At 70.8% G+C, this 15,588-nt stretch carries 11 protein-coding genes and 1 riboswitch; of the genes, 7 read left to right on the top strand and 4 right to left on the bottom strand.

Translation table 11 applies throughout. From position 1 onward, the window contains the following. From HG543_RS40910 to HG543_RS40900, 3 genes are all read left to right on the top strand, one after another. A partial coding sequence (locus HG543_RS40910; protein ID WP_211194501.1) for a D-alanyl-D-alanine carboxypeptidase occupies positions 1 to 600 on the top strand: 600 nt, incomplete at its 5' end. Between the two features lie 166 nt (positions 601 to 766). After that, positions 767 to 2,947 carry a prolyl oligopeptidase family serine peptidase gene (locus HG543_RS40905; protein ID WP_169350360.1) on the top strand — a complete coding sequence of 727 codons (2,181 nt, stop codon included), beginning with the start codon at positions 767 to 769 and terminating at the stop codon, positions 2,945 to 2,947. A gap of 259 nt (positions 2,948 to 3,206) precedes the next feature. After that, positions 3,207 to 5,534 (top strand): immune inhibitor A domain-containing protein, encoded by a 2,328-nt coding sequence (locus HG543_RS40900; RefSeq protein WP_169350359.1) that lies wholly within the window; start codon positions 3,207 to 3,209, stop codon positions 5,532 to 5,534. A 68-nt stretch (positions 5,535 to 5,602) separates the two neighbouring features. Here HG543_RS40900 and HG543_RS40895 read toward each other — a convergent pair whose 3' ends face one another. After that, the gene (locus HG543_RS40895) at positions 5,603 to 7,588 is read right to left on the bottom strand and encodes a potassium transporter Kup (RefSeq protein ID WP_169350358.1); all 1,986 of its coding nucleotides are present in this window, start codon (positions 7,586 to 7,588) and stop codon (positions 5,603 to 5,605) included. After that, a riboswitch (cyclic di-AMP (ydaO/yuaA leader) is annotated at positions 7,588 to 7,728 on the bottom strand. (Overlaps the previous gene by 1 nt.) Before the next feature lie 89 nt (positions 7,729 to 7,817). Beyond that, positions 7,818 to 8,927 carry a winged helix DNA-binding domain-containing protein gene (locus HG543_RS40890; RefSeq protein ID WP_169350357.1) on the bottom strand — a complete coding sequence of 370 codons (1,110 nt, stop codon included), beginning with the start codon at positions 8,925 to 8,927 and terminating at the stop codon, positions 7,818 to 7,820. 87 nt (positions 8,928 to 9,014) lie between these two features. Here HG543_RS40890 and HG543_RS40885 point away from each other — a divergent pair, with 87 nt between their 5' ends. Then, positions 9,015 to 10,115: a D-TA family PLP-dependent enzyme gene (locus tag HG543_RS40885; RefSeq protein ID WP_246357652.1), complete on the top strand. Its 1,101-nt coding sequence runs from the start codon at positions 9,015 to 9,017 to the stop codon at positions 10,113 to 10,115. 7 nt (positions 10,116 to 10,122) lie between these two features. Here the strand turns inward: HG543_RS40885 and HG543_RS40880 are convergent, their stop codons facing one another. Next, on the bottom strand, positions 10,123 to 11,118 hold the full coding sequence (locus HG543_RS40880; RefSeq protein ID WP_169350356.1) for a TIR domain-containing protein: 996 nt from the start codon (positions 11,116 to 11,118) through the stop codon (positions 10,123 to 10,125). A gap of 246 nt (positions 11,119 to 11,364) precedes the next feature. Here HG543_RS40880 and HG543_RS40875 point away from each other — a divergent pair, with 246 nt between their 5' ends. The 3 genes from HG543_RS40875 (at position 11,365) to HG543_RS40865 (ending at position 14,688) form a co-directional block, all read left to right on the top strand. Further along, complete coding sequence (locus HG543_RS40875) at positions 11,365 to 12,672, top strand: styrene monooxygenase/indole monooxygenase family protein (RefSeq protein ID WP_169350355.1); 1,308 nt, start codon at positions 11,365 to 11,367, stop codon at positions 12,670 to 12,672. A 234-nt stretch (positions 12,673 to 12,906) separates the two neighbouring features. Further along, positions 12,907 to 13,863 (top strand): ketopantoate reductase family protein, encoded by a 957-nt coding sequence (locus HG543_RS40870; protein ID WP_169350354.1) that lies wholly within the window; start codon positions 12,907 to 12,909, stop codon positions 13,861 to 13,863. Between the two features lie 84 nt (positions 13,864 to 13,947). After that, positions 13,948 to 14,688: a hypothetical protein gene (locus HG543_RS40865; RefSeq protein ID WP_169350353.1), complete on the top strand. Its 741-nt coding sequence runs from the start codon at positions 13,948 to 13,950 to the stop codon at positions 14,686 to 14,688. Here HG543_RS40865 and HG543_RS40860 read toward each other — a convergent pair. Beyond that, positions 14,677 to 15,588: Lnb N-terminal periplasmic domain-containing protein (locus HG543_RS40860; RefSeq protein ID WP_169350352.1), on the bottom strand; the 912-nt coding region annotated here is incomplete at its 5' end. The two genes, HG543_RS40865 and HG543_RS40860, sit on opposite strands and share 12 nt — an antisense overlap.

Genomic DNA, 15,588 nt, shown 5'->3' with positions numbered 1-15,588 from the left:
TATAAGAGACAGCCGCTGCGCCCGCCCGTGCCCGAGCCGCTCGTCACCCTCGTCAGCCCGCCCCTGTCGGAGCTGGTGAAGGTGACCAACAAGGAGTCCCTCAACCTCTACGCGGAGCGGCTGGGCCTGCGCTTCACCCGCGAGCGCACCGGCGCGGAGAGCTACTCCGCCCTGCGCTCCGCCCTGGCCGAGGAGCTCACCCGCCGCGGCATCCCCACGCGGGACTTGCGGCCCGTGGATGGCAGCGGCCTGTCCCGCTACAACATGGCCACCGCGCGCGGGCTGGTGCGCGTGCTCTTCACCAGCCTGCGCGAGCCCTATGGCCTGGCGCTCGTGGACAGCCTGCCCGTGGCCGGCCAGGACGGCACGCTCGCCTCGCGCCCCGTCACCCCGCTCACCACGGGCCGCATCCGCGCGAAGACGGGCACGCTCTCCGGGCAGCGCTGCTTCGTCGGCGTGGTCGACCGCCCCGGAGACCGCCAGCACCCGCGCGTCGTCTTCGCGCTGATGCTGGGCAACATGGACGAGGGCACCGCCCTGCCCTCCAGCGAGGCCTTCGACCGGTTCGCCGCCGCGCTGGTGTCCCTGCCCCTGCGCTGAGAGTCCGTCCCGCATCTGGGACTGACGCGACGCATTCCCGCCGCTTGGGAGAACGGGGCGCGGCCGAACACCCGGGCGGCGGCGACATTCCCGAGACGTCTCGGGTGTGTCACGGCCCGGTGGACGTGGCAGGCTGCGCGCGACTTCCTCACCCCGAGGTGAACGCGTGAAGCTGACGACCGCATTGACGGCGGCGGTGCTGGTGCTGCCACTGGCCGCGCCCGCCGCGCCCAAGGGCGCCGCGAAGAAGGCGCCTCCGACGGAGAAGCAGGAGAAGGTGGACACCTACCACGGCACGGAGGTGAAGGACCCGTACCAGTGGCTGGAGGCCTCCACCGACCCCAAGGTGCAGCAGTGGAACGACGCGCAGAACGCGCACACGCGCGCGATGCTGGACAAGCTGCCCGGACGCGAGGCCATCCGCCAGCGCGTCACCGAGCTGCTCTCCTGGAAGTCCCCGGCCTACTACGGCCTCAAGGAGGCCGGCGGCACCCTCCTCACCATGAAGAGCCAGCCGCCGAAGCAGCAGGCCTTCCTCGTGGTGTTGAGCTCGGTGGACGACACGTCCAAGGAGCGCGTGCTGCTGGACCCGTCGGCGGTGGACCCGTCGGGCCACACCACCATCGACTGGTTCGTCCCCACGCTGGACGGCAAGAAGGTGGCGGTGTCGCTGTCGAAGAAGGGCACGGAGAGCGGTGACGTCACCGTCTATGACGTGGCCACCGGCAAGCCCGTGTCCACCGAGGTGGTGCCGAAGGTGAACGGCGGCACGGCGGGCGGCAGCCTGGCGTGGAACAAGGACGGCACGGGCTTCTTCTACACGCGCTACCCGCGCGGCGAGGAGCGCCCGCCCGCGGACCGGGACTTCTTCCAGCAGGTGTACTTCCACAAGGTGGGCACGCCCACGGAGAAGGACACGTACGCGCTGGGCAAGGACTTCCCGCGCATCGCGATGACGGACCTGGAGACGTCCGAGGACGGCCAGTACACGTCCGCGCTCGTCGCCAACGGCGACGGCGGCGAGTACATGCTGTACCTGCACGGCCCGTCCGGGCAGTGGACGCAGGTGTCGAAGTTCGAGGACAAGGTCATCGGCTCGCACTTCGGCCATGACGGGGCCCTGTACCTGCTGAGCCGCAAGGACGCGCCGCGAGGCCGGGTGCTGCGGCTGCCGCTGGCCACGCCCACGCTGGACAAGGCCACGGTGGTGGTGCCCGAGGGCGAGGCCACCATCCTCGGCGTCTACCCGACGAAGACGCGGGTGTACCTCGTCGAGCAGCTCGGCGGCCCGTCGCAGCTGCGCATGGTGGACCTGAAGGGCCAAGCGCTGGGACTGGTGCCCACGCTGCCGGTGTCGTCCGTGGGCGGCCTGGTGAGCCTGGACGGCGACGACGTGCTCTTCGGCAACGGCAGCTTCGTGCAGCCGTCGGCCTGGTACCGGTACTCGGCGAAGGACAACAAGGCGGCGAAGACGGCGCTGGCCCGCACCTCGCCCTTGGACATGAGCGACGTGGAGGTGGTGCGCGCGGAGGCCACGTCCAAGGACGGCACGAAGGTGCCGCTGACCATCCTCAAGAAGAAGGGCACGAAGCTCAACGGCAACAACCCGGCGCTGCTGACGGGCTACGGCGGCTTCAACATCTCCATCTCCCCGGGCTTCAGCCCGCTGGTGGGCCTGTGGCTGGAGCAGGGCGGCGTGTACGCGGTGGCGAACCTGCGCGGCGGCTCGGAGTTCGGCGAGAAGTGGCACGCGGAAGGCTCGCTCACGAAGAAGCAGAACGTCTTCGACGACTTCTACGCGTGCGCGAAGCTGCTGGTGGACCAGAAGTACACGCAGCCGAAGAAGCTGGCCATCCAGGGCGGCAGCAACGGCGGCCTGCTGATGGGCGCGGCCGTCACCCAGCACCCGGAGATGTACGGCGCCGTCGTGGCGCGCGTGGGCATCTACGACATGCTGCGGGTGGAGCTGACGCCCAACGGCCAGTTCAACATCACCGAGTACGGCACGGTGAAGGACCCGGAGCAGTTCAAGGCGCTGCACGCGTACTCGCCGCTGCACAACGTGAAGGACGGCACGAAGTACCCGTCGGTGCTCTTCACCTCCGGCGCCAATGACCCGCGCGTGGACCCGTTCCACTCGCGGAAGATGGTGGCCCGGATGCAGGAGGCGACGACGTCCAAGAACCCCATCCTCCTGCGCGCCAACGCGGAGACCGGCCACGGCGCCGGCACCCCGCTCAACGCCCGCATCGAGGAGGAGGTGGACGTGTACTCCTTCGTCTTCAACTCCCTGGGCATGAAGTACCAGCCGCCGGCGAAGAAGCTCAGCGCCCCCGCGCCGCAGTAACCCGCGCTCAAAGCCATCACGGGCACCCGGGCCCGCCGTGACACGGACGTCCTTCCGTGCTCGCGGCGGGCCTTCGTATTGAACGGACCCCGCCGATAAATGTCGCATTTCCCCGGGGGACTCGTTGCGAGACGAGGTGTATCCGAGCAACTCGGACAACGGAGTTGCAATGAAACACCTGATTCACGCAAAGTTGCAGTATCGCGGAAGCCGTGAGTGAGATGGGCCGGCCGGCGCCGCGACGAAGGCACCCCTCGACATGAAGTTCAGAACGCAGTGGCTGAAGTGGGGCCTGTTGGCCCTCACCGTGTCACCCGGCGCATGGGCGAAGAGGCCCGTGCTGGACGAGGACGGCAGCGTGGGCGTGGGCCATGCCCGCCAGCGGATGTCGGACGACCTGTCCCATCCGCTCGGAGAGCGGCAGCGCATGCTCCGGGCCCAGGCCCTCAAGGACAAGATGGAGGGCCGCACGCGGGGCCGCGTCCACAGGACGGCCGGTGGCCGCTACGTGGAGCTGGAGCTGGAGCGCACCGACCGCATCTTCGTCATCCTCGCCGAGTTCGGCGACCAGGTGCATCCCGAGTACGGCAACCCCGACGTCAACCCGGGAGGTGACATCCCGGGTCCGCTCCACAACCAGATTCTCCCGCCGGACCGCGCCACCAACAACTTCACCATCTGGCAGCAGGACTACAACCGCGAGCACTACGAGCGGCTCTATTTCGGCACCGGCCCGGGCGTGGACTCGGTGGCCACCTACTACCAGACGCAGTCCTCCGGCCGGTACACGGTGGACGGCGTCGTCCACGAGTGGGTGCGCGTGCCGTACAACTCGGCCCGCTACGGGCACAACCTCTGCGGCAGCCGCATCTGCACCCGCACGGGCATGTGGCCCATGGTCACCGACGCCGTCAACGCCTGGACGCAGGCCCAGCTCGACGCCGGGAAGACGCCCGAGCAGATCAAGGCGTACCTGGACACCTTCGACGTGTGGGACCGGTACGACTACGACCACGACGGCAACTTCGACGAGCCGGACGGCTACATCGACCACTTCCAGATCGTCCACGCGGGCGAGGGCGAGGAGACGGACGGCGGCGCCCAGGGGCAGAACGCCATCTGGAGCCACCGCTCCTTCGCCTTCTCCAGCGGCGGTGGCCACGGCGGCAACGGCCCCGCGTACAACCCGAACGGCGGCACCCGCTTCGGCCCCGTGGACAAGTGGGTGGGCGACTACACGGTGCAGCCGGAGAACGGCGGCCTGGGCGTCTTCGCGCACGAGTACGGCCATGACCTCGGCCTGCCGGACCACTACGACACCTACTCCGGCTACGGGAATGACTCCGCCTTCTGGACGCTCATGGGCCATGGCTCGTACCTGGGCGACGGCACCGTGGACGTCGGCTCGCGCCCTGGGGATTTGTGGGCGTGGGACAAGCTGCAGCTGGGCTGGCTGAACTACGACGAGGCGAAGGCCGGCGAGCGCTCCACGCACAAGCTGGGCCCCGCGGAGATGAACACGAAGCACGCGCAGGCGCTGCTCGTCACCCTGCCCCCGCAGGTGGTGGACCACGTGACGACGCCGCCGTTCGCGGGCCAGTTCGCCTGGTACAGCGGCCAGGGCAACAACGTCGACAGCTCCATGACGCGCACGGTGCGCCTGCCGCGCGCCAGCTCCGTGCAGCTCACACTGCGCACGTGGTTCGACATCGAGCAGGACTGGGACTACGCCTACGTCTCCGTCTCCACCGACGGCCAGCGCTTCGAGAACCTGCCGAGCAGCATCACCACGCAGACGGACCCGAACAACCAGAACTTCGGCAACGGCATCACCGGCGTGTCCGGCGGCTGGATTCCCGTCACCTTCGACCTGACGCCGTGGGCGGGCAAGACGGTGCACCTGCGCCTGCGCTACTGGACGGACGGCGCCGAGGTGCGGCCCGGCTTCCAGGTGGACGCGCTGAGCATCACCGCCAACGGCCGCACGGTGTTCTCCGACGGGGCGGAGGCCACGCCCAACGGCTGGACGCTCGACGGCTTCCAGCAGCACGACGGCCTGCACATCCACTTCGACCACTACTACCTGGCCGAGTACCGCCAGTACCGCAGCTACGACGAGGGGCTGGAGACCGGTCCCTACCACTTCCCCTATGGGGACATGGGCCTGACCTACTACGTGGAGCACTACCCCTACGAGCCGGGCCTGCTCATCACGTACTGGAACACCCTCTTCACCAACAACCAGGTGAGCCTGCACCCGGGCCAGGGCCGCATCCTGCCGGTGGACGCGCACGCGGCGCCGCAGCTCGACGGCACCGGCTGGTACTGGGACACCTTCGTGCAGGTGCGCGACGCGCCCTTCGGCCTGAAGCCCACCCAGGCCCTGTCGCTCAAGACGCTGGGGGGTCCGCGCATCGACCTGCCCTCGCTGCCGGCGGAGACGGTCTTCGACGACACGAAGCCCTACTGGTCCGAGGACACGTTCTGGATGGGCGTGAAGGTGCCCAACACCGGCACCATCATCGAGGTCATCAACGAGAAGGGTGACGGCCGCTCCATGCGCGTGAAGGTCCGCCCCGCGCGCTGAAGACGCCGTGACGTGACGCGAGGTGGCGGGCGGAGAGGCTTCCGCGCCGCCACCTCGCCGCGAAGGGGCTACAGCTCCACCTGGGCGCCCATCTCGACGACGCGGTTGGGCGGAATGCGGAAGAAGGCCGTGGCCGAGCGGGCGTTGCGGCTCATCCACACGAAGATGGCCTCGCGCCACATGGCCATGCCCGGATTCTTGCTGACGATGAGCGTCTCGCGGCCGAGGAAGAAGCTGGTGCTCATGACGTTGAAGGGCAGCCCCTTCTCCCGGCAGCGCTTGAGGATGTCCGGGATGGACGGGTCCTCCATGAAGCCGTAGCGCGCGGTGATGCGGCGCATGCCCAGGGGCAGGCTCTCCACCGTCACCCGCTCGCTGGACGGGACGTGGGGCACGTCCTCGGTGGCGATGGTGAGCAGCAGCGTCTGCTCGTGCAGCACCTTGTTGTGCTTGAGGTTGTGCAACATCGCGCTGGGCGCAATCTCGGGGTTGCCCGTCATGAAGATGGCCGTGCCCGGCACGCGGTGCGGCGCGTTGTCCCCGAAGCTCTCCAGCAGGTCCTTCAGGGGAATGGCGCCCGAGCGCAGCTTCGAGCCCAAGAGCTCGCGGCCGCGCTTCCAGGTGGTCATCAGGGTGAAGAGGACGGCGCCCATCGTGAGCGGCAGCCAGCCGCCATGGGCCACCTTGACGAAGTTGGCGCCGAAGAAGGCCAGGTCGATGGCGAGGAAGGTGATGAGCACCGGCACCGCGATGGAGCGCCGCACGCCCCAGCGCTCGCGCGCCACCACGTAGGCGAGGCAGGTGGTGATGGCCATGGTGGCCGTCACGGCGATGCCGTACGCGGCCGTGAGCGCGCCGGAGGAGCGGAAGCCCAGCACCACCGCCACCACGCCCAGCAGCAGCGCGAAGTTCACCCCGGGCAGGTAGATCTGCCCCTGCTCCTCCGCGGAGGTGTGCACCACCTCCAGGCGGGGCCAGTAGCCCAGCTGGATGGCCTGCCGGGTGAGGCTGAAGACGCCGGAGATGAGCGCCTGCGAGGCGATGACGGTGGCCGCCGTGGCCAGCGCCACCAGCGGATAGAGGGCCCAGTCCGGCGCCATGTGGAAGAACGGGTTGGTGGCGACGGAAGGGTCTCTCAGGAGCAGCGCGCCCTGGCCGAAGTAGTTGAGCAGCAGCGCGGGAAGCACCAGGACGAACCACGCCAGACGGATGGGCCGGTAGCCGAAGTGGCCCATGTCCGCGTACAGCGCCTCGCCACCGGTGACGACGAGGAACACCGCGCCCAGCACGAGGAAGCCGTGCCACCCGTTGCGCGCGAAGAAGCCCACCGCATGCGTGGGCACCACCGCCTGGAGCACCGAGGGGTTGCGCGCCAGCTCGTGGACACCGAGCACCGCGAGGACGGTGAACCACACCACCATCATCGGGCCGAACACGCGGCCGATGCCGCCCGTACCCCGGCGCTGCACGAGGAAGAGCGCCAGCAGGATGACCAGGGCGATGGGCAGCACGTAGGGCGTGAAGAACGGCGTCGCCACCGCGAGCCCCTCCACGGCGGAGAGCACGGAGACGGCCGGGGTGATGACGCCGTCGCCGTAGAGCAGCGCCGCGCCGAACAGGCCCAGCGTCAAGAGCACCATGCGCCGGGCCCCGCCACCCGCGCCGCCTCCGCGCTGCACCACCAGCGCCAGCAGGGCGAGGATGCCGCCCTCTCCGCGGTTGTCGGCGCGCATGACGAAGCCGAGGTACTTCACGGAGATGACGATGATGAGGCTCCAGAAGACGAGGCTCAGCACGCCCAGCACGTTCGCTGGCGTGGGGGTGATGCCATGCTCGCCGCTGAAGCAGTCGCGCAGCGCGTACAGCGGGCTGGTGCCGATGTCGCCGTAGACGATGCCGAGCGCGCCCAGCGCCAGGGGCGCCAGCCGGGCGAGCGGCAGGGGGCCCGCGTCCCGCGGGTGCACGCGGTGGGAACCAGAAGGAGATGAAACAGGAGCGGCCGAGCTCGCGGACGACGGCGAACCCGGCCCAGGACTGCTGGGGTCGGAAGACATTGCGTTCTCCTCGACGCCTGTGGAGTTAGCTGACGGACTCGGGCTGAGAGAACCTGCCCTACGCTCGACCTCGAGCGATTCGCCCCAACGAACCTGGGTCCCCCACTCCCGCTGACGGCGGGATTCGGCGTATGGATGCAATACCTATCCACCTCGGACTCTCGCCGCAACGCGCCAGAGTGAAACCCCAGTGGCAACAGCCACTTGGCGCGGCCCGCGCGGGGCTCACTCAGGAGAACCGGATGTCGAGCGCGGCGGCGTCGGGCTCGACGAAGCGCAGGAGGCCCTCCCCTTCAGCGGCCAGGGCCTCACGCGTCTTCCGGCTCAGGGGCTCGAACGGCTCGACGACGAGCGTCGCGGTGGACTTCTTCCGCGCCACCTTCCAGGTGCCGGTGACGAAGCCATCCACCAGGAACGTGGCGGGAATGCGCAGGTTGCGGGTGATGAGCCTGGAGCGATGTGCTTCCGCCACCAGCCGCGCGCGGTCGTCATGGCCGAGGATGAGGCTGTCGAAGTCGGGCAGGAAGCGCACGGGCGCGGGAGTGTCCTCGGGCGGCCGGGGTGCCTTGGGCAGGTCGAACAGCTCGCGGCCCTTCTCGTCGCGGAACGTGAGCAGCTTCGGCCTCAACGGTCCGAGCACGTCCTTCAGGCCCTTGAGGCCGGTCCACGTCTGGACGTCACTCACGGACGCGGGGCCGAACGCCGCGAGGTAGCGCAACACCAGCGTGTCGAGCTCCGCCTCGGTGCCTGGCGGCGCTCCCAGCCACGACTCCGCCAGCGCGAAGTCCGTCGTCGCCGGAAAGCCCCATGCGGCGTCCTCCGTGGGCACCTGGACGAGCGGCAGGTACATCCGCACGATGAAGCCCATGGCGCGCTCGTCGGCCTTCGGGTGGCGCTCCAGCAGGTGGTCGCGCACCTCCTCGAAGGTGTGGGGCTCCTCCGCGAGGTACTCGCGCGCGGCGGCGACCAGCGGCGCGATGTCCAGCCCCTTCGCGCGCTCGCGGAGAATGGCGTGCGCCAAGGACTCGAGCATCGAGGAGAAGGCGGGCCGCATGGCGGCGTAGTCCTTCGCGCTCGCGAGGTGGAGGGTGCCGCGCATCAGCGTCGCGCGGACGAGGTCCCTGCGGTGGAGAAGCCGGGTGAGGTCCTCCCGCCGAAAGCCCTCGACTCTCGACCAGAGCCCGACGTAGGGCGGCCTGGCCTGCTGGGCCTGGAGCGCCACCAGCCGCTCCACCGCGCGCAGGAGTGGGAGCTTCTCGCGCTCCAGCAGAAGCTGCCGCGCGAGCGTGGCCCGGTTGAGTGCGCGGGCCGTCAGAATCGGAGAAGAGGGGGTGGGCATGGGGCCTCGGGCCGCGATGTGTACCATCTCGCGGCGCGAGCGGGAGCGCGACACTGGCGCTGGAGCCGCCCGCTTCCGGATGCCACCATGCGAGGCATGGATGCCACCCCGCTCGATTCGCTCGCCACCCCGGCCGCCGTCGTGGACCTGGACCGCGTGGAGGCCAACCTCCGGCGCGTGGCGGACTACGCGCGCGAGCACGGCCTGCGCTGGCGGCCCCACACGAAGACGCACAAGACGGCGGAGCTCACCGCGCTCCAGCTCCAGGCCGGCGCCTCCGGCGTCACCGTGGCCACGCCCCGCGAGGCCGAAGTCATGGCCACCGTCGCCGATGACGTGCTGCTGGCCTACCCGCCCGTGGGCGCCGCCCGGCTCGCGCGCCTCATGGCCCTGCCCCGCCACGTGCGGCTCACCGTGGCGCTCGACTCGCGCGAGGCCCTGGAGGGTGTGTCGCGCGCCGCGCACGAGGCGGGCCGCGAGGTGGGCGTGCTGGTGGAGCTGGACATGGGCATGCGCCGCGTGGGCGTGCAGTCGCCCGAGGACGCGGTCTCCCTCGCCCGGGCCGTATCCTCGGCCCACGGCGTGCGGCTCCGCGGCGTCATCTTCTATCCGGGCCACGTGCGCGCGCCCCGGGCCGAGCAGGGCCCCGTGCTGCGCGAGCAGTCCTCACGCCTGGGCACGGTGCTGGACGCGCTGTCCGCCGCGGGCCTGAAGCCGGAAGTGGTGAGCGGTGGCTCCACCCCCACCCTCTGGCGCTCGCACGAGGTGGCCGGGCTCACCGAAATCCGCCCCGGCATCAACGTCCTCAACGACCGCAACTCCACCTTCGTGGGCGCGTGCGAGTGGCGCGAGTGCGCGTACTCCGTGCTCGCCACCGTGGTGAGCACCGCCGTCCCCGGGCAGGTCGTCATCGACGCCGGCTCCAAGGCGCTGGCGAAGGAGGAGGGCCTCGACCCGGCCGGAGGCTATGGCGCCCTGCTGGACCGGCCGGAGGTGCTGGTGCGCGGGCTGTCCGAGGAGCACGGCCTGCTGGACGTGTCCACCACCCCGTGGCGCCCGCGCATCGGCGAGCGCGTGCGCGTGGTGCCCAACCACGTCTGCGCGTCCGTCAACCTGCACGAGCGGCTCCACGTGCTGCGCGGGGACGGCGGAGTGGCGACGTGGAGCGTCGCGGCCCGGGGCTGGTGAGCGGCCGTCAGCCCAGCCGCTCCAGCTCGCGCGCGAGCAGCGTCTCCAGCTCGCGGATGCTGCGGTAGACGATGCAGCGGTACGAGGCCACGTCGAAGCGCAGCTCCCGCACGTCGCGCACCAGCAGGAGCGTGGGCCGCCCCTTGCCCCACGCGTAGCCGACCTCCAGGTACACGTTGGGGTTGGCCATGGACAGGTCGGCGATGACGACCTTCGCCGTGTCGATGCGCTCCTTGATGCGCTGGATGATGGGCCCGTCGAAGACAGCCTGGTCCACGCGCTCGCACAGCATGCCCGCCGCCTTCACCGGCCCCAGGATGCCGTAGTGGTACGTGTCCTCCAGCTCCGGCGCGAAGGGCATGGCCACGAAGGCGTGCGGCTTCGTCATGGACACCGTGCCCGCCGACGCCATGGGCGGCGCCTGCACGAAGGCGCTCATCCGCTGCACGCGGAAGCCCGCGCCTCCCGGCAGCGTCGTCACCCCCGGCGTGCCGCCGAGTCCCCGCTCCAGCGCCTTGCGCAGCCGCCCCGCGCGCCGCGCGTCCAGCTCCACCACCGTGAAGCGCTCCAGCGCCGGCGGCCCGATGCCCCGCTGGAAGGCCTCGATGAGGCCGCCCATGAGCGCGAGCACCGCCTCGTCCTCGTCCAGCCCGTAGTTGGGCCCGTGCACCGTGCTCGCCACGTGCTTCAGCCCCGAGTGCGCCTCCAGTGCCTTCAGCGCGCGCGCCGTGAACTGGCGGATTTCGTGGTAGCCGAAGTCCCCCAGCCGCACCGTGCCCACGAAGAGCGCCAGCGGCGCGGGCATGCTCCCGCGCGTCTCCACGAAGCGGTACTGGCCCGGCTGCGCCTCCAGTTGCGACAGCGGCACGCCCACCGTCTCCAGCCGCGCCGCCGCCGCGCCCGCCGCCCCGTAGAGCCGCTGCGCGTACTTGAAGACCACCGCGTCCGCGGCGAGCTCCGTGAGGTCTCCCACTTCCAGCACCACTTCGAGGGATGCGCTCATTCGCCCCCACTGTAGGGCGTTCCGCCACGTCACCCCAACCTGCCTGCCGACCCATCCGCCCAGAGGGAAAATTCGTAGGCGGACCGTGAATTCTCAACTTTCGAGTATGGCCAACTTGAAAGTCTCCATCCGTATTGTGTTAATAAGCCCGAGTTCCCGGTTACCCGGGACACCCCATGTCCCCTGGGGGGGTCCGTCCCGACACAGCCGAGCAGGCTCGAGGGACGCGAGTGGAAGGAGCGTTTCATGGCGAGCATCGGCATCGTTGGCGCCGGCACGGCCGGCCTGCACCTCGGACTGAAGCTGCTGTCCCACGGAGTGTCCGTGACGCTGTACGCGGAGCAGGACCCCGCGAAGCTGCGTGAGGGCCGGCTGCCGAACACGGTGGCGCACCACCCGCCCACGCGAGCCCGGGAGCGGGAGCTGGGCGTGGACCACTGGAGCGGGCCGAGCGCGGACATCCGCTACGTGGGCATCCACGTGAACGGGCCGCAGTCGCTGAGCATGCGGGGCCGGTTGGACAAGACCTCCATCTTCGTGGACTACCGGCTGTACCAGCCCCGGCTGGCCGAGGACTTCGTGGCGCGCGGGGGCCGGCTGGAGGTGCTGCCGGTGGACGGCGCCGCGCTGGAGGGGCTGTCGCTGAAGCATGACCTCATGGTGGTGGCCACCGGGAAGAACGGGCTGACGTCGCTCTTCCCGCGCAACGCGGAGCTGTCGCCGCACACCCGGCCCGCGCGCCTGCTGTTCGCCGCGCTGCTCAAGGGCGTGCAGATGGAGGAGCCGCCCGGGATGAACGCGAACCTGGTGCCCGGCCAGGGAGAGATTTTCGAGTCGCAGGTCATCTCCCGCCACGGCCGCGTTCCGAGCCTCCTCGTGGAGGCGCTGCCGGACAGCGAGCTGGCGGTGCTGAGCACCCAGCGCTACGACGCGGACCCGCGCGCCTTCGAGGCGCTGCTGCTGGACCGACTGCGCCGCTTCGCGCCCACCACCTACGCGCGGGTGAATCCCGCGGAGTTCGGCATCCTGGGGCCCCTGGACTGGCTCCAGGGCGCGTTCACCCCGGTGGTGCGCCGGGCCTGGGCGCCGCTGGCCAACGGCCGCTTCGTGATGGCCGTGGGCGACACGCACGTGACGAACGACCCCGTCGCGGGCCAGGGCGCCAACGCCGCGTCTGCCTCCGCCTTCGCGCTGGCGGCGCGCATCCTGGACGCGCTGGCGACGGACCGCCCCTTCGACGAGGGGTTCTGCCGCGCGGCGGAGGAGAAGATGTGGGCCGCCGTCGCTCCGGCGACGCACTGGACCAACGCCCTGCTCCAGCCGCCTCCGCCGCACGTCGTCGACGTGCTGGTCGCCGGCAGCCAGGAGCAGCGCGTGGCGGACGCCTTCGCCAACGCGTTCATGGTGCCGGAGAACATCCTCTCCGCCTGCGCGAGCCCGGAGAGCGCCGCCGCGTTCATCACCCAGAACCGCCAGGCGAACCGCGACGTGCCGCCGCCGGAGGCGTGGCAGATTCCCGAGGAGGCCGTCACGCCTCGGGCCGTGGTGCGCTGAGACGCGTGGAAGCCGGCCCGCCGAGCGCGGGCCGCTCCGAGGCACGGACACGCGAAGGGCGGTGGCGCGGGCGCCTCGCCCCCTCGAGCTGGATGCGTCCATGAGAGGCGGACACGGCGCGGCGCCCTGCCCCCACCTCCCCTGTTGATTCGGGGATGTGGAGCCGCACTGGCGCGCCCAGGTGATTCCCCAATCGCCCTGCCGTGGAACGGACGCGCCGTTATGGTGCGCGCCATGCGATTCGTCATCGTCGGTGCAGGTGGGGTGGGCGGCTACTACGGTGCCCGGCTGGTACGCGCGGGGCAGGACGTCACCTTCCTCGCCCGGGGCGCGCACCTGCGAGCCATGCGTGAGCGGGGGCTGGGCATCCGCAGCCCGGAAGGCGACTTCACCGTCCCCGTGCGCGCCGAGGAGGATGCCTCACGCGTGGGCCCCGTGGACGTCGTGGTCCTCGCGGTGAAGAACTACGACGTCCCCTCCGTGCTCCCCGTCGTGAAGACGCTCACCGCCGCGTCGGACCGGCCCGCACTCGGTGGCACCACCGCCGCCGTCCTCACCCTGCAGAACGGGGTGGACAGCCCCGACGAGGTGGCCTCCGCCGTGGGCGAGGCCCCCGTCATCGGCGGCACCACGTACATCTCCACCGCCATCTCCGAGCCGGGCGTCATCTCCCAGACGGGGACACTTCACCGCATCGTGCTCGGCGAGGTGTTCGGCGACACGTCCCGCGTGTCGCCACGGGTCCAGGCGCTGCGCGACACGCTGGCCGGCGCGGGCCTCAACGTGGAGGCGGTGGCCGACGCGCGCGTGCCCCTCTGGGAGAAGCTCGCGTTCCTGGCCTCCATGTCCGGCTTCTGTACCGCCGCCCGCCTGCCCCTGGGGCCGCTGCGCGAGTCTCCCCTCTTCCGCGAGATGTTCCAGGAGGCCGCCGCCGAGGTGCTCCGCGTCGCCGCCGCCGAGGGCGTCACCCCCACCACCCGCCCCGAGGACGTGGCGCGCTTCATGGAAGGCCTGCAGGCCGACATGCGCCCCTCCATGATGGTGGACCTGCTGGGCGGCAAGCCGCTGGAGGTGGAGTACCTCCAGGGCACGGTGTCCCGGCGCGGCCGGGCCCGGGGCGTGCCCACGCCCGTCATGAGCACGCTCTACACGCTCCTCCTCCCGCACGCGCGCGGCCTCCGCGAGGCCTGAGAGCGTTCAGCTTCCGGCAGCCGCTCCCCGGGGCGGCACGGTGGCCCATGCAATGAGGAGCGCCGGTTGGCATATGAACAGGGCATGACCGAGCCGAAACCGCGTCCCGCCTCGCCCAACGACCTGCCCCCGCTGCTCGGCCGCGTGGCCGTCCTCGCCGTGGCCTCCGGACTGACGCCGCTCATCCCCGTGCCCTTCCTGGACGACTACGCCCTGCGCCAGACGCGCGAGGGCATGGTCCGCCAGATTCTGCGCGAGCACGGACTGCCCGCGCCGGAAAAGGCCGTGGGGGTGCTCGCCGGCTCCCACGTGAACACCACGATTGGCGGCCACGTGAAGAGCCTCCTCAAGGGCGTGGTGCTGTTCCCCGTGAGGAAGGTCTTCCGCAAGCTCTTCTTCGTGCTGTGGATCAAGGACTGCGTGGACATGGCCTCCATGTCCCTGCACCACGGCTACCTGCTCACCCACGCCGTGGAGCGCGGCGACCTGGACGCCCCCTCGCTGTCGGGCGACAAGCCGCTGCGTGTGCACGACGCCATCGTCGCCGCCTGCGCGGAAATGGACGCGCGCCCCATCAACCAGATTCTCCGCCGGCTCTTCGCCAGCAGCCGCCTGCTGATGGCCGAGGCCACGCGCGCCTTCTTCAATCCGAAGAACCCGGGCCCCCGCACGCCCGGCCAGGACGAGGGCACCGAGGTGCGCACGCTGGCGGACCGGCTGCTCGCGGAGCTGTGGGAGGAGCGCGGCTACTTCGTGAAGCTGCGGGAGCACTACGACAAGCACCTGAAGGCCGGCCCGTCGGCCGTGACGGCCTCAGGGCGTTGAGCGGGCGGTGTCCAGGGGCTCGCGGATGCGCCGGGAGAAGTCCGGCCGGCCATCCGCCGCCTGGGCCCGCGCGTTGATGAGGTGCCGCGCGCGGACCACCTCCAGCGGCGCGTCCTTCTCGATGAGGCCCAGCTCGTACGCCAGCGCGTCCGAGTACGCCGGCAGCAGCGTGCGGTGGTCATACGGCACGTCCGTCGCGCTCACCTTCTCCACGTGGCGCACCAGGTTGGTGGTGCAGTTGTTGGTGAGCGAGTCGTAGAACTCCGGCCGCGCGTGCAGCGCGTTCATCCGCGCCACCATGTCCAGGAAGAAGGCGGCGATGCGCTCCTTCGACGCGTCCACCGGGTACAGGTACACGTCGTCCTTTCGGTGGTTGGAGCGGAGCTGGACGAGGTCCCGCTCGTCGCCCACCACGTAGACGAGCTCGAACTGGCGGAACAAGCCGCCCACCGCGGAGAACGTCTCGCCCTTCTCGCGCCGCACCTCCACGGAGAAGACGACGTAGCGCCCGTCCGCGAAGCCGAAGCTCACCATGGTGTGCGCCGCGCCCCAGACGCCGGAGAACGGCTCCACGATGAACCACGCCCCCGTCAGCTCGCGCGTGTCGTACGTGGCCGTGTACCAGGCCGCGTCCCAGTCGGAGGTGCTCCGGTATCGGAAGTCGCGCACGTCGTGAATCGTCACCCGCGTGCCGTCCACGTCCGCCCGCGCCGCGCGCGCGAGGTCCGGCGCCCAGTCGCGCTGGCCCGACGGCTCCACCGTCCGCATCCAGCCGGCCACCGCCGCGCAGCCCAGCACCCCCACGGCCACCGCCGCCTTCTTCGAGTGCCGCCGCCACGCCACCACCGCCGCCCCGGCCAGCACCAGCGCCGCCAGTGCCCGCAGCGGATGAGCCCCCTC

The sequence above is a fragment of the Pyxidicoccus fallax genome (genome assembly GCF_012933655.1).
Lineage (GTDB): Bacteria > Myxococcota > Myxococcia > Myxococcales > Myxococcaceae > Myxococcus > Myxococcus fallax.
This window is presented reverse-complemented; position numbering and strand designations above follow the sequence as displayed.